This is a genomic window from Streptomyces sp. CNH287, assembly GCF_000424825.1.
In genome coordinates, this window is the sequence record NZ_AUKQ01000011.1 from 295,431 (window position 1) to 315,236 (window position 19,806).

A 19,806-nucleotide genomic window follows, 5' to 3' on the forward strand; every position below is an offset into this window, starting at 1 on the left:
TGCGCCGCGCCGGGTTGCCGCGGGCCGCCGCGCTGCGCGGCGGACTGCCGGGCCAGGGCCGTCGGCGGCGTCACAGCCGCGTACCCGTCAGTCCGCGCTGTCGCAGCACGCGGCGCTCCAGCGGTGCGAAGAGCGCCGACTCGACCAGCACGCCGACCGCCAGGATCAGCACCACCGCCGCCAGCACCAGGCTCATCGAGTCGCTCTCCTTGCCCTCCGCCAGGAGCCGGCCGATGCCCGGCAGCGGCGTGGCGGTGATCAGTTCGGCGGTCATCAGCGCGCGCCAGCCGAACGTCCAGCCCTGCCGGAGCGCCGCGACGAAGCTGGGCAGCGCGGCGGGCACCAGTACGTGCACCGCGCCGCGCAGCCCGGTGGCGCCCATCGACTTGCCCGCGCGCAGCAGCAGGGGCGGCACCTGGTCGATGCCGGAGATGACGGAGACCGCGATCGAGGGCACCGAACCGAGCAGCACCACCGCGTAGACGGCCCCCTCGGAGTTGCCCAGCGCGATCACCGCGACGGGCACCAGCCCGGCGGCGGGCAGCGACTGGATCGAGGAGAGGATCGGCCCCAGCACCGTACGCAGCGGCGTGAGCCGGGTCAGCAACAGGCCCAGCGGGATGCCGATCGCCGCCGCCGCGCCGAAGCCGATGACGCAGCGCAGCAGGCTCTGGCCGATCGCGGGCAGCAGTGTGCCGTCCGCCTGCGCGTCCGCGAGGTCGGACCACACCGCGCCGGGGGAGGGCAGTGTCGAGGACCAGTTCAGGGTGTGGGCCAGCTGCCACAGGGCCAGCACCAGGGCGATGGCCAGCAGCGGCGGGCCCGCCTTGCCCAGCACCCGCCGGGAGACGGCCTTGGCCCCGGTGTCCGCCGGTGTCTCCAGCGCGTCCAGGCCGGAGGCCATCTCGTCGGACGGATCGGGCGCCGCCGCACCCGTGTCCGGGACCGGCGCCCGGGCGTCAGTGGCGGGCATGTCGGACGATCTCCTCGTGCAGATGGCCGGTGATCTCGCGGGCCAGCTCGGTGACCCCGCTGTCCTCGATACGGCGCGGATAGGGCAGCTCGACGTCCCACTCCCGCGCGACCCGGCCGGGCCGCGAGCTGAGCAGGACGACCCGCTGGCCCAGCCGTACGGCCTCCCGGACGTTGTGCGTGACGAACAGGACGGTCAGCGGGCCGCCGCTGCCCTCGCCCTTGCCGCCGCCGGTGCCGCCGCTCTCCTTCGCGGCGGTCCACACCCGGGTCAGCTCCTCGTGCAGCAGGTCGCGGGTGATCGCGTCCAGCGCGGCGAACGGCTCGTCCATCAGCAGCACCTCGCTGCCCTGCGCGAGCGCGCGGGCCAGCGCGACCCGCTGCCGCATGCCGCCGGACAGCTCGTGCACGCGCTTGGTGTGCGCGTCCGGCAGCCGCACCAGCCTGAGCAGCTCCTGCGCCCGCTCGCGCCGCTCGTTCTTCGGCACGCCACCCAGTTTCAGGGCCAGTTCGATGTTCCGCCCGGCGCTGAGCCAGGGGAAGAGCGCGTGGTCCTGGAACATCAGGGCGGGCCGCCCGCAGGGCACGGTGACCCTGCCCGAGGTGGGCTGGTCCAGCCCGGCGACCAGGTTCAGCATGGTCGACTTGCCGCAGCCCGAGGCCCCCAGCAGGCACACGAACTCGCCCGGGGCCGCCGACAGCTGGATGTCCTCCAGCACCGGCTGGCGCGCGCCGGGCGGCCCGTACGCCTTGGAGACGTGGTCGAGCCGGACGGCGTACGGCCGCGGTCCGGCGGTGGCGGGCCGGGCCTGGGCGGCCGACGCGGGGGCGGGGGCGGCGAGTTCGGTGGTCACGGGAGGTCGCTCCTCGTCGTGCGCCGCCCCCTGGGGGCGGCTACGGAAGATGGGCGCTGAGGTACGGGATGCACGGGTCCTGCACCCGGTGTGGCGGACGGGCCCCCACACCGGGCCCGGGACGGCGAGGCCGCCGCTGCGATGACGACACCTGTCAGAAGTCCCAGCCCTCGTCCTCGCCCTGCTCCGCGGCCGAGCCCTGCGCGGCGGTGGCCGCCCGCGCCGCCTCGGCGAACGCGTCGCCCGCCATCCCGGCCGTCAGCGTCGTGCCGTCGGCCGGGTCTATCAGCAGGAAGGAGCCGGTGCGCCGGGAGTCCGCGTACGCGTCCACCGGCAGCGCCTCCGCCGTGCGGAGCACGACCCGGCCGATGTCGTTGGCCGCCAGCTCGCCGGGGGAGGGGTGCTGCGAGAGGTCGTCGAGGGTGAGCCGGGAGGGGATCTCCTTCACGATCGCCTTGACCGTGCGGGTGGAGTGCTTGAGCAGCACCCGGCCGCCGGGCTTCAGCGGCCGGTCGGCGACGTGGCAGACGGTGGCCGTCAGGTCCTGGCCGGGCCGCAGGGCGGCGTCGGCCGGGGCGATCAGGTCGCCGCGCGAGATGTCCAGGTCGTCGGCGAGCCGGAGGGTGACCGACTGCGGAGCCCAGGCCACGTCCACCGAGTCGCCGAGCGCGTCGATGCCCTCGATGGTGCTGGTGCGGCCGGTGGGCCAGACGGTGACCTGGTCGCCCCTACGGAATATCCCGGAGGCGATCTGCCCCGCGTAGCCACGGTAGTCGGGGTTCTCGGCCGTCTGCGGGCGGATGACGTACTGCACCGGGAAGCGGGCCGGGTCGTCGCTGGGGTCGTGGGTGACCGGGACGGTCTCCAGGTGCTCCAGCACGGTCGGGCCGCGGTACCAGTCCATGGCGGCCGAGGCGGTCACCACGTTGTCGCCGACGAGCGCCGAGATGGGGATCGCGGTGATCTCCGGCACGCCGAGCGAGGCGGCGTAGGCGGTGAACTCCTCGGCGATGGCGGTGAAGACGCCCTCCTGGTAGTCGACCAGGTCCATCTTGTTGACCGCCAGCACCACGTGCGGCACCCGCAGCAGCGCGGCGACTGCCGCGTGCCGCCGGGTCTGCTCGACCACGCCGTTGCGCGCGTCCACCAGGACCACCGCCAGCTCGGCCGTGGACGCGCCGGTGACCATGTTGCGGGTGTACTGCACGTGGCCCGGGGTGTCGGCCAGGATGAAGCGGCGGCGCGGGGTGGCGAAGTAGCGGTAGGCGACGTCGATGGTGATGCCCTGCTCCCGCTCGGCGCGCAGCCCGTCGGTGAGCAGGGCCAGGTCGGGGGTGTCCTGGCCGCGGTTGCGGGACGCGTGCGCGACGGCCTCCAGCTGGTCGGTGAGCACCGACTTGGAGTCGTGCAGCAGCCGGCCCACCAGGGTGGACTTGCCGTCGTCGACGGAACCGGCGGTCGCGAAGCGCAGCAGGGAGGTGGCGGCCAGGGCCGGGTCGGTGACCTCGGTGAGGGTTCTGGTGTCGGGCATGATCAGAAGTACCCCTCGCGCTTGCGGTCTTCCATGGCGGCTTCGGAGAGCTTGTCGTCGGCGCGGGTGGCGCCTCGTTCGGTGAGCCGGGAGGCGGTGATCTCGGTGATCACCGCGTCGATGCTGTCCGCGGTCGAGTCGACGGCGCCGGTGCAGGACATGTCTCCCACGGTGCGGTAGCGCACCTGCCTCAGCTCGAGGGTCTCGCCGCGCGCCGGGCCGCCCCAGTCGCCGGGCGCCAGCCACATGCCCTGGCGCTGGAAGACCTCGCGGTCGTGCGCGTAGTAGATCGAGGGCAGGTCGATCTTCTCCCGGCTGATGTACTGCCAGACGTCCAGTTCCGTCCAGTTGGAGAGCGGGAAGACGCGGACGTGCTCGCCGGGGGCGTGCCGGCCGTTGTAGAGCTGCCACAGCTCCGGACGCTGGCGGCGCGGGTTCCAGGCGCCGAACTCGTCACGCAGCGAGAAGACCCGCTCCTTGGCGCGGGCCTTCTCCTCGTCGCGCCGGCCGCCGCCGAAGACGGCGTCGAAGCGGTGGCTGTTGATGGCGTGCAGCAGTGGGACGGTCTGGAGCGGGTTGCGGGTGCCGTCGGGCCGCTCGCGCAGCGTCCCGTCGTCGATGAACTCCTGCACGTGCGCCACGTGCAGCCGCAGTCCGTGCCGGGCGACGGTCTGGTCGCGGTGCTCCAAGACCTCCGGGAAGTTGTGCCCGGTGTCGACGTGCAGCAGCGAGAAGGGGACAGCCGCGGGGGCGAACGCCTTCAGCGCCAGGTGCAGCATGACGATGGAGTCCTTGCCGCCGGAGAAGAGGATCACCGGGCGCTCGAACTCCCCGGCGACCTCGCGGAAGATGTGCACCGCCTCGGACTCCAGCGCGTCCAGATGCGAGAGCGCGTACGGGTTGTCGGTACTCTCCGTGAGCTGGGCGGCGGCCGTCATACCAGTCCCCTTTCGGCGAGCAGCGCGTGCAGCGCTCCCGCGGACTCCTCGACGCTCGAACGGTGCGTCTCGATCCGCAGGTCCGGATCGGCGGGCACCTCGTACGGGTCGTCTACCCCGGTCAGCCCGGTGAGATCACCGGCGGCCTGGCGCGCGTACAGCCCCTTCACGTCGCGGTCGGCGCACACCTCCAGCGGGGTGGCGACGTGCACCTCCAAGTAGCCGGTCCCGGCGGCCTGGTGGCGCTTGCGTACGGCCTCGCGGCTGGCGGCGTAGGGCGCGATGACCGGCACCAGCGCCGTCACGCCGTGCGAGGCGAGCAGTTCGGCGACGAAGCCGATCCGCTGCACGTTGGTGTCGCGGTCCTCGGGGGAGAAGCCCAGCCCGGCGGAGAGGAAGGTGCGGATCTCGTCGCCGTCCAGCACCTCGACCCGGCGGCCCTCGCCCGCCAGCCGCTCCGCGAGGGCGCGGGCGATCGTCGTCTTGCCCGCGCTCGGCAGGCCCGTGAGCCATACCGTGGCGCCCACGCCGTCCGTGCCGCTCTGGCTCATCTGCCGCTCCCACTCCCCGGGTATCCGTGCGTCCTCGCCTGCCGCGCTCACAGGTGCAGGCCGCATTCGGTCTTGTTGAAGCCCGCCCAGCGGCCGGCGCGGGCGTCCTCGCCCGCCTGGACGCGGCGGGTGCAGGGCGCGCAGCCGACGGACGCGTAACCGTCGGTCAGCAGCGGGTTGGTGAGCACGCCGTGCTCGGCGACGTACGCCTCCACGTCCTCGTCCGACCAGGCGGCTATCGGCGAGACCTTGACCTTCTGCCGCCGCTCGTCCCAGCCGACGACGGGCGTGTCCGCCCGGCTGGGCGACTCGACGCGGCGCAGCCCGGTGGCCCAGGCGTCGTAGCCGCGCAGGCCCTCCTCGAGCGGGGCCACCTTGCGCAGCGCGCAGCACAGGTCCGGGTTCCGGTCGTGCAGCCGCGGCCCGTGCTCGGCGTCCTGCTCGGCGACGGTCTGGCGCGGCGTGAGGGTGATCACCTCGACGTCCAGCACGGCGGCGACCGCGTCCCTGGTCCCGATCGTCTCCGGGAAGTGGTAGCCGGTGTCGAGGAAGACGACGGGGACGCCGGGCAGCACGCGGGAGGCGAGATGCGCGACGACCGCGTCCTCCATGGAGGAGGTCACGCAGAAGCGCGGGCCGAAGGTGCTAGCGGCCCAGCGCAGTACGTCGAGCGCGTCGGCGTCGGCCAGTTCGCGGCCCGCCCGCTCGGCCAGTTCCCTCAGCCGCCCCGGATCGGACGCCCCGGCCTCCGAGCCGATCGACGCCCGGTCGGTCGACTCCCGGCCCCGGGCGTTCCGGGTGGTGGTGTTCATGCGGTGGTGCCCCCTTCGCTGCGGTGCCCGGACAGCATGCCGTCGGCCAGCAGTCCGAGGAAAGAGAGAGCGAACGCGCGCCCGCAGGAGGTGCACTCCCACGCGGCCCCCGTCCCCCGTGCGGTCTCCCGCTCGGAGGGACGCAGGTCCTCCTCCCCGCAGTACGGGCAGTGGTACGGAGCGACGCGCTCGCTCACTTGAGGGCCCCCTCGTCGGCGCGGGCGGCCCACTGGGAGAAGCGCTCGCCGTCCTCCCGCTGTTCCCGGAACGCCACGAGAACCCGCTCGAGATAGTCGGGCAGTTCGTCCGCGGTGACCTTGAGCCCGCGCACCTTGCGGCCGAAGCCGGGCTCGGGGCCGAGCGAGCCGCCCAGGTGCACCTGGTAGCCGCCGACCTGCTCGCCCTGGGCGTTGGTGACCAGCTGCCCCTTGAGGCCGATGTCGGCGACCTGGATGCGGGCGCAGGAGTTGGGGCAGCCGTTGAGGTTGATGGTGACCGGCTCCGCGAAGTCCGGGAGGCGGCGCTCCAGTTCCTCGATGGCCGCGATGCCCGCCTGCTTGGTCTCCACGATCGCCAGCTTGCAGAACTCCAGGCCGGTGCAGGCCATCACCCCGCGCCGGAAGACGGACGGGCGGGTCGTGAGGTCGAGCGCCTCCAGCGCGCCGGTCAGCGACTCCACTTGCTCGGGCTCGACGTCGAGGATGAGCATCTTCTGCTCGACGGTGGTGCGCACCCGGCCGGAGCCGTGCGTCTCCGCCAGGTCCGCGATCTTGCTGAGGGTGGCGCCGTCCAGCCGGCCCACCCGGGGCGCGAAGCCGACGTAGCGGCGGCCGTCGCGCTGCTCGTGCACGCCGACGTGGTCGCGCCACTGCTGCTGCGGCTTCTCGGGGGCCGGGCCGTCGGCGAGGGTGCGCAGCAGGTACTCCTCCTCGAGCACCTTGCGGAACTTCGCGGGGCCCCAGTCGGTGACCAGGAACTTCAGCCGGGCGCGGTGCCGCAGGCGGCGGTAGCCGTAGTCGCGGAAGATGGAGACGACGCCCTCGTGCACGTCGGCCACGTCCTCCAGCGGGACCCAGGCGCCCAGCCGCACCCCGAGCTTGGGGTTGGTGGAGAGCCCGCCGCCGACCCACAGGTCGAAGCCCGGCCCCAGCTCGGGATGCACGACGCCGACGAAGGCGACGTCGTTGATCTCGTGCGCGACGTCCAGGAGCGGCGAGCCGGAGACGGCGGTCTTGAACTTGCGCGGCAGGTTCGAGTACGCCTTGTTGCCGACGATGCGGCGGCTGATCTCCTCGATCGCGGGCGTGCCGTCGATGATCTCGTCCTTGGCGATCCCCGCGACCGGCGAGCCCAGGATGACGCGCGGCACGTCGCCGCACGCCTCGGTCGTGGAGAGGCCGACGCCCTCCAGCCGCCGCCAGATCTCCGGCATGTCCTCGATGCGAATCCAGTGGAACTGGACGTTCTGCCGGTTGGTCACATCGGCGGTGCCGCGCGCGAACTCCTGGGAGATCTCCCCGATCACCCGCAGCTGGCCCGTCGTCAGCCGGCCGCCGTCGATGCGCACCCGCAGCATGAAGTGCTCGTCGTCCAGCTCCTCCGGGGCCAGCACGGCCGTCTTGCCGCCGCTGATACCCGGCTTGCGCTGGGTGTAGAGGCCCCACCAGCGCATCCGCCCGCGCAGGTCGGCGCCGTCGATGGAGTCGAAGCCGCGCTGGGCGTAGATCGTCTCGATACGTGTCCGTACGTTGAGACCGTCGTCGTCCTTCTTGGTCTGCTCGTTGCCGTTGAGCGGAGTGAAGTGTCCGGCGGACCACTGGCCTTCACCGCGGTGGCGGCCCGTCTTGCGGCGGGCCGCTGCGGCGGCGGGGCGCGGGGAGGTGTCGGCCATGACGGTACGTCCTTCGGGCTCACGGGGATGCGGCTCGCCGGCCCGCGCACGCCGCACACGCGGCACCCACGGGTGCGCGGTGCGGTGCGGTGTGGGGCAGGTCGGCGATGGAGCGGGGCCGCGGGGCGGCCCTCAGCGGTGCTCGGACGCGCGCCCGCGACGATGGGGGCGAGCGGAGGGGATGGCGGTGCTGGGACTGTCAGCCCGCCGGACACAGGGTGCTGGACAGGCGGCCGAGGTCGATGTGGCGTCGGCTTACCAGGGCGATTCCCGCTCGAGACATGCTGGAAAGCCTGACACGGGGTATCAGCCCAGTCCACTGTCATCCACTATGCGGACGGAGTTGTCCCGCATAGTGAGACGCTGTGCCGTCGGTCACATCGCCCCAGGCCAGGGGCCCGGCGACGCGGTGAGGGGCTCCTCCTCGGTCCTGGTCTCGTAGCGTCGGAACCCGCGCCGCTCGTAGTTCCCCAGCGCGTACGGTCCGTCCTTGCTGCACGTGTGGACCCACACCCGGCGCGTCGGCTCCCGGTCGCCGGGGCGGCGGTCGCCCATGTCCCAGGCGCGCTGCGTCCCGTAGGTGAGCAGATGTCCCCCGATACGGCGCCCGCGGAACGCCGCGATCAGTCCGAAGTAGCTGATCTCGACCGAGCCGTCGGGATGCCCGTCCAGTTCGATGAACCCCGCGGGCGTGCCCCGGTCGTACGCCACCCAGGTCTCCACCGCGGGCCGCTCCAGGAACTCCAGCCACTGCCCGTACGTCCAGCTCAGCCTGTCGGTCCAGGTGACGTCGCCGCCGACGGCGGTGTACAGGAAGCGGCTGAACTCCGGGCTCGGCACCTCGGCCCGCGCAATCCGTATGCCGGACGAGGTGTCCGCCATGTGAGCCGGGCGGAGGTCCTCCGGCGAGGTCTGCTCGAGCCACCACGTGGTGACGGACAGGGCGCGCATGCCAGGCAGTCAACCATGACCCGGCGGAGCGCGCCCCGTCCCGGAATTGTTCCGGAACTGATCCCTCCGCCACCCTGAGCTGGGCCGGTGCCCGCCGCGTACGCTGCGGTGCGCGAAGCAGCCGGCCAGCCGGCGGCTGGTCGGACGGGGGCAGGAGGCCGGATACGTTATGAAGGTGCAAGGAGCCGACAAATCCCCTGAGCAGTCGCCCGGAGCCCTTCGGCGGGCGCGTGCGATCTACCGCAACGTCCCCAAGCGCAAGATGGCCTGGCTGCTGCTGAAGGACACCGTCAACTCCTGCATGGAGTACCGCGTGCTGGGCCTGGCCGCCGAGGCGGCCTTCTTCACCCTCATCTCCATCCCGCCGCTGCTGGTCGGACTCGTCGGCATGCTCGGCTATCTCGACACCTGGATCGGGCTGGACACCATCGAGTCCATTCGCGGCAACTTCCTGGACGCCTCCGAGACCGTCCTCTCCGACCGCGGCGTCGACGAGATCGCCCGGCCGCTGATCGACGACGTCATCGAGGGCGGGCGCCCGGACGTCATCTCGCTCGGCTTCGCGCTGGCCCTGTGGTCCGGATCGCGCGCGGTGAACGTCTTCATCGACACCATCACCGTCATGTACGGGCTCGACGGCCACCGCGGCATCATCAAGACCCGGCTGCTCGCCTTCGGCCTCTACGTCGTCGCCCTGGTCATCGGGCTGATCGCCCTCCCGCTGATGGTCGCCGGGCCGGACACCGCCGTGCAGCTGCTGCCGCAGACCAGATGGCTGGTCTCGACGTTCTACTGGCCGGTCGTGCTGCTGCTGTCCATCATCTTCCTCACCACGCTCTACCACGTGTCCGTCCCGGTGCGCTCCCCCTGGCGCGAGGACGTGCCCGGCGCGCTGATCGCCCTGATCATGTGGGTGCTCGGCAGCTTCCTGCTGCGCGTCTACCTCACCAACACCGTCGAGGGACCGACGATCTACGGATCGCTGGCCGCACCGGTGGCCGTACTCCTGTGGATCGGCATCTCCGCCTTCGCCGTGCTCGTCGGCGCCGCCGTCAACGCCGCCATCGACCGCGTCTGGCCCTCGGTGGCCACCGCCGCCGCGCGCCGGATCACCGAGCAGGCACGCGAGGAGGCGGCGGCCGAGGTCGTCGCCGCGGCGGCGGCCCGGCGCGCGATGCGCGGGGCGGAGGGCGAGGGCGCCGACGGGGACGGCGACCCGCCCGCGGAGTTCCCGGAGCGCTGGACGAAGTTCCTGCCGCCCAGCGACGTCCGCGCCCGGCTGCGCTCCCGCAACCGGCACTGAAGGGGTGCGCGGGGGCGGGGGAGTCCGCGCGGGAAAACCCACTGGCGCAGCCCTCGTCCGTGCCGCTACGGTGGACGCTGGTCCAGGGAGCCGCCACGCGCACCCGGGCCCCTACGTCGGCCCGTGGAAGTACAGGAGGTGGAACTGATGACTGTCACCGAGCTGGGCGCTGCCCGCACGCGGAAGTTCATCCACCCCGCCTCCCCGGTCCCCGGCCGACCTCTCCCGCCGCGCTGACGCGCCGCATCTGTCGCCGGGACCACCCACGAAGGGTCCTCCCGTTGTCCCGTTCATCTCACTCCCGTCCACACCCCTCCCGCTCCGCCACGTCCCGCCCCACCCCGCACCCGCTCGCGGCCTACGGCTGGGACGAGGGCTTCGCCGAGAGCTTCCGCCCGCACGCCGAGCAGGGCTTCGTGCCCGGCCGCATCACTCGTGTCGACCGGGGCCGCGTGGACGCCGTCGTACCCCAGGGCGACGGCGTGTGCACCGTACTGGCGGACACGGCGCTGGTGGCCACCAGCGACCCCCAGCGCGTCCCGTGCACGGGCGACTTCGCCGCACTCGACCTCGACTCCCGCCACGGCGGGAGCGACCTGGACGGCTTCCTGCGCGCGCTGCTGCCACGCCGCACCGCGTTCGTACGCTCCAGCGCCTCCCACCGAACCGAGGGGCAGGTGCTCGCCGCCAACGTCGACCACGCGCTCATCGCCGTGTCGCTGGCCGCCGACCTCGACCTCGGCCGGATCGAGCGCTTCGTCACCCTGGGCTGGTCCAGCGGCGCCCAGCCGCTGGTCGTGCTCACCAAGGCCGACCTGGTGCCCGCGGGCCCGGCCCTGGGCCAGCTGCTCGCCGACACCGAGTCGGCCGCCCCCGGCGTGCAAGTGCTGGCCGTCAGCTCGGCGGACGGCACCGGCGTCGACGTCCTGCGCGCCGTCCTGGGCAGTGGTACGGCCGTGCTCCTGGGCCAGTCCGGGGCGGGCAAGTCGACCCTCGCCAACGCCCTGCTGGGCCGGGAGATCCAGGAGGTGCGGGCCACCCGCGACCGGGACGGCAAGGGACGGCACACCACCACCAGCCGTGACCTGCTGCCCGTGCCCGGCGGCGGCGTCCTCATCGACACGCCGGGCCTGCGGGGCGTCGGCCTGTGGGACGCGGAGGAGGGGGTCGGCCAGGCGTTCGCGGAGATCGAGGCGCTCGCCCAGGAATGCCGGTTCCACGACTGCGGACACCAGGCGGAACCCGGCTGCGCCGTGCTCGCGGCGATCGACGACGGGGCGCTGCCCGAGCGCCGCCTGGAGAGCTACCGCAAACTCCTGCGGGAGAACGCCCGGCTCGCCGCCCGCTCGGACGCCCGGCTGCGGGCCGAGCAGAAGCAGATGTTCAAGCAGCGCCAGGCACTGGGCCGCCACCTGATGGAACGCAAGCGGGGGCCCCGGCCGCCGCGCTGAGCGGGCGGGGCGGGGCGGGGCCGCTGCCGTTCCGGGCCGCCGCCGCACCACGGCCGGTGCGGGCACCCGCTGCCCGCACCGGCCGCCGTCCGGATGCAGTACGGCGGCCGGTGGTGGATCGTGGACCGGGTGAACGGTCACCGGCACCCGCCGGCGGCTCCGGCGTCCCTCGGCGGCCGTCGGCGGACGGGCGGGGGAGAGGCAGCGCACCCATGGAAGCCGACGCCCTGACACCCGCCCTGCTCCGGGACCTGCGGGCGCCCCACCCCAGCCCCGTGGTGTCCCTGAGCATGCCCACCCACCGCCGCGAGCCCGGCAACGGCCACGACGCCGTGCTGCTGCGCAACCTCGCCGCGGAGGCCGAACGGCGGGTGGACGCCGCCCCCGGCCTCTCCCGGCGGCAGCGCACGGACATCAAGGCCCGGTTGGAGGAGGCCGTCGCCGAGGTGGACCACCGGCACACCCTGGACGGCCTGGTCCTCCTCGCCGGGCCGGACGAACGCCAGTCCTGGGTACTGCCCCGCTGGACCCCCGAGCGCGTCGTGCTCAGCGACAGCTACCTGACCCGCAACCTGGTCGCCGCCCAGGCGCAGGCGCGGCCGTACTGGGTGCTCGCCGTCGCCGCCGACCGCGCCACCTTGTGGAGCGGCTCCGGCGAGAGCCTGCACCAGCACACCGGCGACGGCTTCCCGGCCGTACCGGACGACGCGGGCGAGCCGGAGGACGTACAGCGCAAGGAGCGCGTCGGGGATGTGCCCAGCACCTTCTCGGACGAGCGGACCCACCGCTTCGCGCGCGCGGTCGACACCGCCCTGAGCGACGTACTGGCCGAGTATCCGCGCCCCCTCTACCTGGTCGGCCAGGCCCCCGCCCTCGCCGTGCTGGACGAGGCCGGCACCACCGCCGCACCGGCTGCCGAGGGCAGGCTCGTCAAGGGCGGACTGGTGGACGGCCCGGCCCACGAGCTGTACGAGGAACTGCGGCCCGTCCTCGCCGCCTCCCGGGAGCGGGAGGCGGACCGGACGGCCGAGCGGCTCGACGACGCGCGCTCGCGCCGTACCTTCGCGGCCGGTCTGGACGAGGTGTGGGAGGCGGTGCGGGACGGGCGGGCCGGACTGGTCGCCGTCGAGGAGCAGTTCCGCCGCACCGTCCGGGTGACCGGCGGACACCTGGTGCCCGTCGACCCCGCAGCCGCGACCGAGCCCAGCGTCCGCGAGGACATCGTCGACGAGCTCGTGGAGACGGCCCTGGACGGCGACGCCGAGGTGGTCTTCCTCCGCGACGGCGCACTCGAGGGCCACCAGCACATCGCGGCCGAACTGCGCTACTGACCACGCGCGGCAGCCCCCGCCTTGCTACCGTCGCGCGCATGCCCGCACCGCTGCTGTGGATCAACGGCCCGTTCGGCGTCGGAAAGACCCAGACCGCCCACGAGCTGCTGCGGCGCCTGCCCGGCAGCGTCGTCAGCGACCCGGAGCACCTCGGTTACGGGCTGCACCGCATGCTGCCGCGGGCCCAGCGCGGCGACTTCCAGGACTGGCCGCTGTGGCGGCGCGGGGTGCGCGAGGTGCTCAGCGGCGTGGCGCACGCGCACTCGGGCCCGGTGATCGTGCCGATGACGGTGACCGACCCCGCGTACTTCGAGGAGATCGTCGGCACACTGCGCCGCGAGGGCCACGACGTGCGGCACTTCGCGCTGCTGGCCGACCGCCGCACCCTGGTCCGGCGCATCCGCAGCCGCGGACCGCGCCGCGACAACTGGGCGCTCGGCAAGCTCGACCACTGCCTGACCACGCTGGCACGGCCCGAGTTCGCGGCGCACGTACGCACCGAGCAGCGCACCGTCCCGCAGGTCGCCGAGGCCGTCGCGGCCTCGGCGGGCCTACGGCTGGCACCCAACGCCGACGGTCCGGCGCGGCACTGGGTGCGGCGGGCCGTCGTCAACGTCCGGCATCTGCGGATCGGTTGAGAAGGTGCCCGCGTGAACACCTTCGGTCCGCTCCAGTTCCAGCTCGTACTGCTGCGCCGCATGGCCGACTTCCAGCCCGGCCTGGTCGAGGACGCGCTGCGCGAACTCGGCACCGGGCGCGTGGAGATGCGTGAGGCGAACCGCCGCTGGCAGGCGATGCTCCGCTCCCCGCGCGGCCGCGGCGCCGCCGCCCGCTACCGCTCCGTGCTCGGCCCGCCCGAGTCCAGCGGGCACCGCCGCATCGGCGACCTCGAGTGCACGGCGCACACCTGGCACCTGCCGCTCTGGCCCGACCTGCGCTTCGAAGTGCTGAGCCTGCCGGGCGGCTCCGTGTGGAACGAGTGGCTGGTACGCGCGCCGGACGCCCCGTCCCCCACCCTGCGCACCGTGCAGGACCTGCGGCCCTGGTCCTGCACGATCGACGAGGCCGCCCGCGCCTTCGCCCCCGCCCAGCCACTGGAGGGCTCCGCCCCGACCCGCTGGCGCCTGGCCTTCACCGCCCCGGACACCCCGGGCCAACACCGCCGCGTGATCGCGGAGTTCACCTGGGGCCTCCTGCAACGCCTCCCGCAACCGGACGGGGCACCGTAGGCTGCCGACTCCTCACGCTTGTCCAGGCGAGCACTCCGATGGAACTCGTCATCTGCGGCTGCGACGGCGTCCTCGTCGCCGGTGAGCGCATTGCCGTGCGCCTCCGTGTCGCCTTGGGCGCGGCGCCGGAGCGGCCGCTGACCGGCAAGGCGGAACCCGACTGACCGGCTCGGTCGCCACCGACCACCCTGGCCGGGCCTGGCGTCGTGCTCAGACCGCCGCGGAGGCGGGACCATGCAGCGCCTTCATGTGCTGCTTCCTGGCCAGTTTCCGCACGAAGACGATCGCGAGGATGGCCGCAGCGATGTCCGCCGTGTCGGAGATCAGCAGCAGGTTCACGGCGTCGCGGATCTCGTCCACGCTCTCGGCGTCGTTGTACCGGCGGTTGGCGAGCCGGCCGAACAGCAGCGCAGCGACCCACGTCACCCACCAGGCGTTCAGGATGGCGGGCGCCTCTCGCTGCCCCGCACCATGCGGATCACGGCGGCTCGCCACCCAGATGTCGACGGCGATTCCCCGCGGCATCCAGAGGTTGGCGATGGGGATGAACCAGGCACCGATCGCCCAACCCGGCTTCTTGCGCTGGAACGACGCGGCGAAGACTTCGGCGTTCTTCCGGACCCGGAAAAACCAGATGATGAAGACGACGCCGGTCGCCAGGTAGGTGATCAGTTGGCCGATGCCCGAGGCGACCACAAGCTGGTCGGCGCGATCCGCGGAATCCTCCGTGGCGGAGCCGTAGTTCCCTGCGGTGATCTCGTCCAGCACACTGCCTATGTTGACCGAGGCGTAGAGCGAGAACACGTCCGCCGCGATCACCGAACCGAGCAGCGCCACGACGGCGTACGAGAGGCCGACCGGTGACCGGAGCCCGAGGCTCGGGGCCTCGGGGCGCGGCGGCGCCGTGGCGAGCGAGGGTGCCGCACCGCCCACACCCGAGGTGCACCCCTCGCACAGTTCTCCCCCGCATCTGGCAAGAGACATCCGGCAACGCAAGCACAGCATGGCTGAGCCATCCCTCCCACATTCCTGGAGACGCCCTTGGGCGTCACGCGAAATACACCCACGAAACCTCGGCCCGAATCTCCACGCGCGAGTCAAGAGCAGGACTCAGCAGGGAACGCCAAAACTTGAGGTGACATCGAACCGCAGGCTCTCTCCCGCTTCACCCACCAGCGATCTCACCTGAAATCCGCCTGCGGCAGGCTCGTCAGTCGATGCCGCCTGGTCTCTCAGATGCCTGGCCGGAGCCGTCTACGCCGACGTCCGCGGTTGTGCGGGAAACCCGCGGTCGTGCGGGAAACCCCCCTGCCCGCACAGGATATGACTGCTGTGGGCTCTGCGTCCGGCGATTCGGCGAGCCAGCTCTCCCGAGGCGGCACCGCGGACCCGCGCTCCGTCCCGACGACCCTCCACCCGCGCTCCCTCACGAGCCACGAGGAACGGCAGCACGGAGAGCGCCAGGCGACTGGAAGGGGCTGGACGGATAACGGGCTCGTCTTCACCACCCGAAGGGAAAGCCACTCGCCCCCACCAACCTCACCCGCCGCCCCCTCTACAGCGCGGAACTCCGCCACATCCGCTTCCACGACCTCCGGCGCTCGACTGCGCCCCTGCTTCTGGACCAGGAACGTCGATCTCGTCGTGATCAAGGAACTCCTGGACCACACCCACCTCGGCGTCACCGCCGGCGTATACGCCCACGTACGCCTCCGCCTCCAGCGCCAGGCCATCGACACCCTCGGCAATGCCCTCGGCCCGACCGGCACCCCCGACGACTCACCAACCGCAGCCGTCGTCCGCTGACGTTGCCGTCATCGTTGCCGTCAAACGCCAGGATGCCCCTTTCGCCGTCACCCGGGAAAGGGTGTCCTGTTTCGCTCTGCGAGCGCATCTATGGGCGAGTTAGCTTTCGTCCAGGAATTGCAAAACCCCTTCAGGCCCACCTGATTCGATGATGCCCTTGAAGGAATCCAGCATCGCCGCCACGCCACCCTTCGGAATGATCACGAGATCGGGGCACTGAAAATATGCCCCTCCGGAACATTCTCCAGCCTCCCACCAGCGATTCATCACTTGCTCGATTGCGCGCAGCGTCATGAATGTGGCGCTCCATCGCGTCCCGTCCGACAGGCAGAGTTCTGCGTCGACATTCTCGACGGTTTCCTTGTCGTCCTCCGCGCCCAGCATGAAGAGCGCACTGAACTGCTGGTTCTCTACGCGGTAGAGAGGGTCACTGGCCATAGAGCTGGTTCAACCTCGCAATCACCTTGGACTCGTTCACCTTGTCGGATTTGCCAACGATCTGAATTCCGCCATCGACGTTCCGGAAGAACAGGCCACCGCCGTTCCTTCCTCGCGCGTAGGTGACATCCGTTCCGGACAACGCCTTACTCCCGAGGCCCGGATTCATATTTCCGCGCGACAGCTGCTGGAACAAGCTGTCCAGGTCAGCCTGAACCTTCTGATTCTTCCCCGCCTGCTGCGCGGCCTTCACCAGCGCCGAGTCCTCGCTAATAGCAGAGGACATCGTGAGGCAGCCGTTGGAGTTATGAACCAGGACCGGCGTGTCCCCCGCCAGTACATAGTACGTGTGCTAGGCAGGGGCTTATCACCTGCGTTTCTGCAGGTGAGCGCCGAGCCATGTGTTTGTGGAAGTCCACTGGTGTATGCCGTTGACGGGTCCGGTTGCCGTCGGCGTTGCTGTCAGGCGGTTTACTGCCGGGAGAGACCCGCCGGGTCGATTGCAACGGGGAATGGGGCGTCCAGGTGGGTGGTCGCGCCCGCGAGGGCGGTCGTCCGCTCCACGTACCGCCCGCCTTCCAGTTCGTAGACGACGAGCATCGGGGCCGGGTCGAACTCGAGTCGCCAGAAGTGCGGGACAGCGGCCTCCGCGTACAGCATGGGCTTGACCTTGCGGTCCATGGTGCGGTTGCCGGGGGAGACGAGTTCGACGGCGAGCTGGACGGCATCGAGGTCGACGCTGACAGGGTCCTCGGCGGTCGCGCCGGCGTCGGCCACGACCAGGTCAGGGACGACCAATCCGGACGGCAGGACGACGTTGACGCCCTCCAGGATCTCTACCGGGGCACCGACGGCCCGCGCGGCCGCGTCCAACGCGACGTGGAGGCGGAATGAGGCCCGCTGGTGGCGGACGCCGGGCGCGGGGGACATTACGAGGGACTCCCCCAGTAGCTCGTAGCGCATGGTGCGGTCTTCGGGCAGGGCCAGGACGTCGGCGACTGTCCAGGGCCCGATGTGATCGATGGCAACGCCCATCCCTTTCACCTCCTCGTCCGACCGGCAAGTCCCAGTGTGACCTCGACGGGCGGTACCTGGCCAGCATACGGGCGCTCTCGCCTGCTGACACCGGGTTCCGTTTCCATGAGCGACCCACCGAACACGCGTGCCCCCCGGTCGTCCGACGAGGCGGCTGTCAGCAAAGGCTTACCCGTGGCTGATCCGGTCTGCCGCGGTGCTGGCGCGTCGCGTGCTCTGATGGTTTCCAGGCCGTCCGGTGTGCTGGTCCTGCGCGGCCAGGAGCCGGGGTCGGGTAGGGGGCGGCGCCGGAGCGGCCGGAGCGGGAGTTTCGCGCCGGGGGTGAGGTGGCCCTGGCGGATGAGGCGTTCGAGGTCGGTGATGATGGTCTCGTAGGCGTGGCCGAAGTCGCTGCGCGTGCTGACGGAGGTGCCCTTGCCGGGGCGGGAGACGGCCTAGCCTTGATCCCGTAGCAGAGCCGTGGCCTTTTGCACGGTCAGGCTGGACGCCCCGTACTGCTGCATCAGCTGGGACTGCGACGGCAGCGCAGCGCTCATGCTGGGCGCCGTCCGGCCGAAGGTGAAGGACCGGCAGACTGGTGAGAGGGCCGTCGACCGCGACAGCGGCACTCCGCTTGTCCTCGCCGGCGTCATGCTCGTCCTCGACGAACGCGCCGAAATGACCACCGTCACGATGCCGGAGACCGGCATCGCCAAGGGCGCCCTCCCCGGCGCCGCCGTGACCGTGACCGGCCTGTGCGCCACACCGTGGGAATCGGTCCGTGGCGGCCAGGCCCGCCACGGCATTGCCTTCCGCGCCACTGCCGTCAACGCCAATGCGACCCGATGACCGAACCCTTCGCCCTGCTCCACCACATATCCGGCCTCGACCCCGCCACCGCAGCTCGGCAGCTTCTGGCCCCGTTCGCCGCCCTCAGCGGCGCGGTGTTCGCAGGCCGGTCCGCGTTCCTCACCCCCCGATGGCTCCGCGCGGACGCCGAAACCCGAGCGAGTCTGCGGCAGGCCCGCCGCATCCGCCGCACCTGGAGACGCCTCGCCCCCATGACCGGCCTCGCCGTTACCAAACCCTCCACGAAGCCCCACCCCGATGGCCGGCCCATCGACCCACCAACCTCACCCGCACCTTCACCAGTCTCCTCGGCCCCCCGGGGCTCCGCCGTATCCGGTTCCACGACCTCAGGCACACCGCCTCGACGCTCCTCCTGGAGCAGGGCGTCGAACTCGTCGTGATCAAGGAACTCCTCGGCCACGCCCACATCGGCGTCACCGCCACCCTCTACGCCCACGCCCGACTCCGACTCCAGCGCGACGCCATCGACCTCCTCGGCAACGCCCTCCGTAAGCCCGCCAGGACCATCAGCCAGCCCGACGACGGCGACGCCCCGCCGCTTTGTGCGGCAACCGTCCGCTGACGTTGCCGTCAACTACTGCCGTCACCCCACGCAAAAGCCCCGCCAGGACACAGGCGGGTTCTATTGATCCCCGCAACACTCTGGAGTTCAGGGAGTTGCGGGGATCGTGGATTTCGAGGTGCTGAAGGCGGCGTTCTTCGAGGCGCTGGACAGGGAGAACGGCAGCATCACTGCTGCGGCTCGTGCAGTCGGAGTGAACCGCAACACGGCGTTCGGATGGGCACGCCAGGCCGGAATCCGTGGTCTCGGCAGGCCGCGTAGGCCCGGCCACCCCGGTCGGGCGGAGTACGAGCGGCTGCGTGCTGCGGGAGTCCTGCGCCGTGATGCCGCCGCGCAGGCCGGCGTCCATGAGCGCACCGCTGAGGACTGGGACCGCGGTATCCGGCAGATCGGCCACTCGCGCCTGCATCCTGACGGGCGCCGCATCGACTACAAGACCGGTGTGACCACCATCGCCGCCACCTCTTGGGAGTCGTCCCTCGCAACGGTCGAGGCCGAACTGCACCCCAGGTTCCTCACGGTGACCGAGCGAGAGCTGATCGCTGATCTGCACCGCGAAGGCCGGTCGCTGCGCGCGATCGGACGGGCACTGGGCCGACAGGCGTCCACGATCAAGCGCGAGATCGACGCCCGGTCGGTCGATGGCTTCTACCGGCCGCACCGGGCCCAGCGGGCATGGGCGAGGAGCCGGTCGCGCCCCAAGGACTCCAAGCTCGCCCAGGACGGCCCGCTCCGCCGGTTCGTCGCGGAAAAGCTGCAGGACCAGTGGTCACCCGAGCAGATCTGCCACGCTCTGGCCATCGAGTTCCCCGACGACGAGAGCATGCGCGTGAGCCCGGAAACGATCTACCAGGCGATCTACGTCCAGGCCCGTGGCGGACTGCGCCGCGAAGTCGCGGCAGCGCTGCGCACCGGGCGCACCCGCCGCAAGCCGCGCCGGAGCCCGGACCAGCGCACCCGCCGGTTCGTCGACGAGATGGTGATGATCTCCGAGCGTCCTGCCGAGGTTGAGGACCGGGCGGTTCCCGGCCACTGGGAGGGCGATCTGATCGTCGGCCCCCGCAGCGAGAGCGCGATCGTCACCCTGGTCGAACGCTCCACCCGCTACGTCATGCTCGGGCATCTGCCCGGCGGGCATACCGCCGAGGAGGTCCGCGATGTGCTGGTACCGCTGATCCAGACCCTGCCCGGGCACCTGAGAGGCTCGCTGACCTGGGACCAGGGCTGCGAGATGGCCGCGCACAAGCAGTTCACCGTGGCCACGGGCGTGCCGGTCTACTTCTGCGACCCGCACTCACCCTG

Annotated in this window: 21 protein-coding genes and 2 pseudogenes; 10 read left to right on the forward strand and 13 right to left on the reverse strand. The window is 71.9% G+C overall.

The features are described 5' to 3' along the window. Positions 1 to 70: 70 nt before the first annotated feature. The 9 genes from H299_RS0112675 to H299_RS0112715 form a co-directional block, all read right to left on the reverse strand. Entirely contained in the window at positions 71 to 973 is a 903-nt protein-coding gene (locus H299_RS0112675; protein ID WP_027748712.1) for an ABC transporter permease, read from the reverse strand. Further along, positions 960 to 1,826 (reverse strand): ABC transporter ATP-binding protein, encoded by an 867-nt coding sequence (locus tag H299_RS0112680; protein WP_027748713.1) that lies wholly within the window; start codon positions 1,824 to 1,826, stop codon positions 960 to 962. The genes H299_RS0112675 and H299_RS0112680 overlap by 14 nt, the downstream gene beginning before the upstream one ends. A gap of 154 nt (positions 1,827 to 1,980) precedes the next feature. Continuing rightward, complete coding sequence (locus H299_RS0112685) at positions 1,981 to 3,357, reverse strand: GTP-binding protein (protein ID WP_051262391.1); 1,377 nt, start codon at positions 3,355 to 3,357, stop codon at positions 1,981 to 1,983. Positions 3,358 to 3,359: 2 nt separating this feature from the next. Then, positions 3,360 to 4,295, reverse strand: coding sequence for a sulfate adenylyltransferase subunit CysD (gene cysD / locus H299_RS0112690; RefSeq protein WP_027748715.1), 936 nt, complete (start codon positions 4,293 to 4,295; stop codon positions 3,360 to 3,362). Further along, complete coding sequence (gene cysC, locus H299_RS0112695) at positions 4,292 to 4,846, reverse strand: adenylyl-sulfate kinase (RefSeq protein ID WP_027748716.1); 555 nt, start codon at positions 4,844 to 4,846, stop codon at positions 4,292 to 4,294. The genes cysD and cysC overlap by 4 nt, the downstream gene beginning before the upstream one ends. 47 nt (positions 4,847 to 4,893) lie before the next feature. Beyond that, complete coding sequence (locus H299_RS0112700) at positions 4,894 to 5,658, reverse strand: phosphoadenylyl-sulfate reductase (protein ID WP_078512677.1); 765 nt, start codon at positions 5,656 to 5,658, stop codon at positions 4,894 to 4,896. Beyond that, entirely contained in the window at positions 5,655 to 5,855 is a 201-nt protein-coding gene (locus H299_RS0112705) for a hypothetical protein (RefSeq protein WP_027748718.1), read from the reverse strand. The genes H299_RS0112700 and H299_RS0112705 overlap by 4 nt, the downstream gene beginning before the upstream one ends. Continuing rightward, positions 5,852 to 7,549 carry a nitrite/sulfite reductase gene (locus H299_RS0112710; protein ID WP_027748719.1) on the reverse strand — a complete coding sequence of 566 codons (1,698 nt, stop codon included), beginning with the start codon at positions 7,547 to 7,549 and terminating at the stop codon, positions 5,852 to 5,854. Before H299_RS0112710 ends, H299_RS0112705 begins: the two co-directional genes overlap by 4 nt. 375 nt (positions 7,550 to 7,924) lie before the next feature. Further along, on the reverse strand, positions 7,925 to 8,500 hold the full coding sequence (locus H299_RS0112715) for a GNAT family N-acetyltransferase (RefSeq protein WP_027748720.1): 576 nt from the start codon (positions 8,498 to 8,500) through the stop codon (positions 7,925 to 7,927). Positions 8,501 to 8,669: 169 nt separating this feature from the next. Between H299_RS0112715 and H299_RS0112720 the strand changes: the two genes are divergently transcribed. From H299_RS0112720 to H299_RS40400, 6 genes are all read left to right on the forward strand, one after another. After that, a complete protein-coding gene (locus tag H299_RS0112720; protein ID WP_037758770.1) occupies positions 8,670 to 9,803 on the forward strand; it encodes a YihY/virulence factor BrkB family protein in 1,134 nt (377 codons plus the stop codon). A 281-nt stretch (positions 9,804 to 10,084) separates the two neighbouring features. Next, positions 10,085 to 11,254, forward strand: a complete 1,170-nt coding sequence (gene rsgA / locus H299_RS0112725) for a ribosome small subunit-dependent GTPase A (protein WP_027748722.1) — start codon at positions 10,085 to 10,087, stop codon at positions 11,252 to 11,254. Between the two features lie 212 nt (positions 11,255 to 11,466). Then, positions 11,467 to 12,585: a baeRF3 domain-containing protein gene (locus H299_RS0112730; protein ID WP_027748723.1), complete on the forward strand. Its 1,119-nt coding sequence runs from the start codon at positions 11,467 to 11,469 to the stop codon at positions 12,583 to 12,585. Between the two features lie 38 nt (positions 12,586 to 12,623). After that, a complete protein-coding gene (locus H299_RS0112735) occupies positions 12,624 to 13,223 on the forward strand; it encodes an AAA family ATPase (RefSeq protein WP_027748724.1) in 600 nt (199 codons plus the stop codon). A 60-nt stretch (positions 13,224 to 13,283) separates the two neighbouring features. Further along, complete coding sequence (locus H299_RS0112740) at positions 13,284 to 13,814, forward strand: hypothetical protein (protein WP_051262406.1); 531 nt, start codon at positions 13,284 to 13,286, stop codon at positions 13,812 to 13,814. Positions 13,815 to 13,852: 38 nt separating this feature from the next. Continuing rightward, positions 13,853 to 13,978, forward strand: coding sequence for a hypothetical protein (locus H299_RS40400; protein ID WP_486587250.1), 126 nt, complete (start codon positions 13,853 to 13,855; stop codon positions 13,976 to 13,978). Between the two features lie 46 nt (positions 13,979 to 14,024). On the opposite strand, the gene H299_RS0112750 is transcribed toward H299_RS40400, so the two are convergent. Next, positions 14,025 to 14,651: a DUF4328 domain-containing protein gene (locus tag H299_RS0112750; RefSeq protein WP_486587251.1), complete on the reverse strand. Its 627-nt coding sequence runs from the start codon at positions 14,649 to 14,651 to the stop codon at positions 14,025 to 14,027. Between the two features lie 585 nt (positions 14,652 to 15,236). Here H299_RS0112750 and H299_RS38285 point away from each other — a divergent pair. Continuing rightward, a pseudogene (locus tag H299_RS38285) lies at positions 15,237 to 15,620 on the forward strand (tyrosine-type recombinase/integrase); the annotation flags it as partial. 99 nt (positions 15,621 to 15,719) lie between these two features. Here the strand turns inward: H299_RS38285 and H299_RS0112760 are convergent. From H299_RS0112760 to H299_RS0112770, 3 genes are all read right to left on the reverse strand, one after another. Further along, complete coding sequence (locus H299_RS0112760) at positions 15,720 to 16,058, reverse strand: hypothetical protein (RefSeq protein WP_027748728.1); 339 nt, start codon at positions 16,056 to 16,058, stop codon at positions 15,720 to 15,722. Then, positions 16,048 to 16,311, reverse strand: coding sequence for a hypothetical protein (locus tag H299_RS0112765; protein ID WP_199782435.1), 264 nt, complete (start codon positions 16,309 to 16,311; stop codon positions 16,048 to 16,050). Before H299_RS0112765 ends, H299_RS0112760 begins: the two co-directional genes overlap by 11 nt. 218 nt (positions 16,312 to 16,529) lie before the next feature. Next, on the reverse strand, positions 16,530 to 17,093 hold the full coding sequence (locus tag H299_RS0112770) for a Uma2 family endonuclease (protein ID WP_027748730.1): 564 nt from the start codon (positions 17,091 to 17,093) through the stop codon (positions 16,530 to 16,532). Between the two features lie 459 nt (positions 17,094 to 17,552). Between H299_RS0112770 and H299_RS0112775 the strand changes: the two genes are divergently transcribed. The 3 genes and pseudogenes from H299_RS0112775 to H299_RS0112785 form a co-directional block, all read left to right on the forward strand. Then, positions 17,553 to 17,921, forward strand: a complete 369-nt coding sequence (locus H299_RS0112775) for an SCO3933 family regulatory protein (RefSeq protein WP_486587252.1) — start codon at positions 17,553 to 17,555, stop codon at positions 17,919 to 17,921. Between the two features lie 274 nt (positions 17,922 to 18,195). Next, positions 18,196 to 18,504 (forward strand): annotated as a pseudogene (locus tag H299_RS38290) (tyrosine-type recombinase/integrase); the annotation flags it as partial. Between the two features lie 313 nt (positions 18,505 to 18,817). Continuing rightward, on the forward strand, positions 18,818 to 19,806 hold a 989-nt coding region (locus H299_RS0112785; RefSeq protein ID WP_486587254.1), incomplete at its 3' end, for an IS30 family transposase.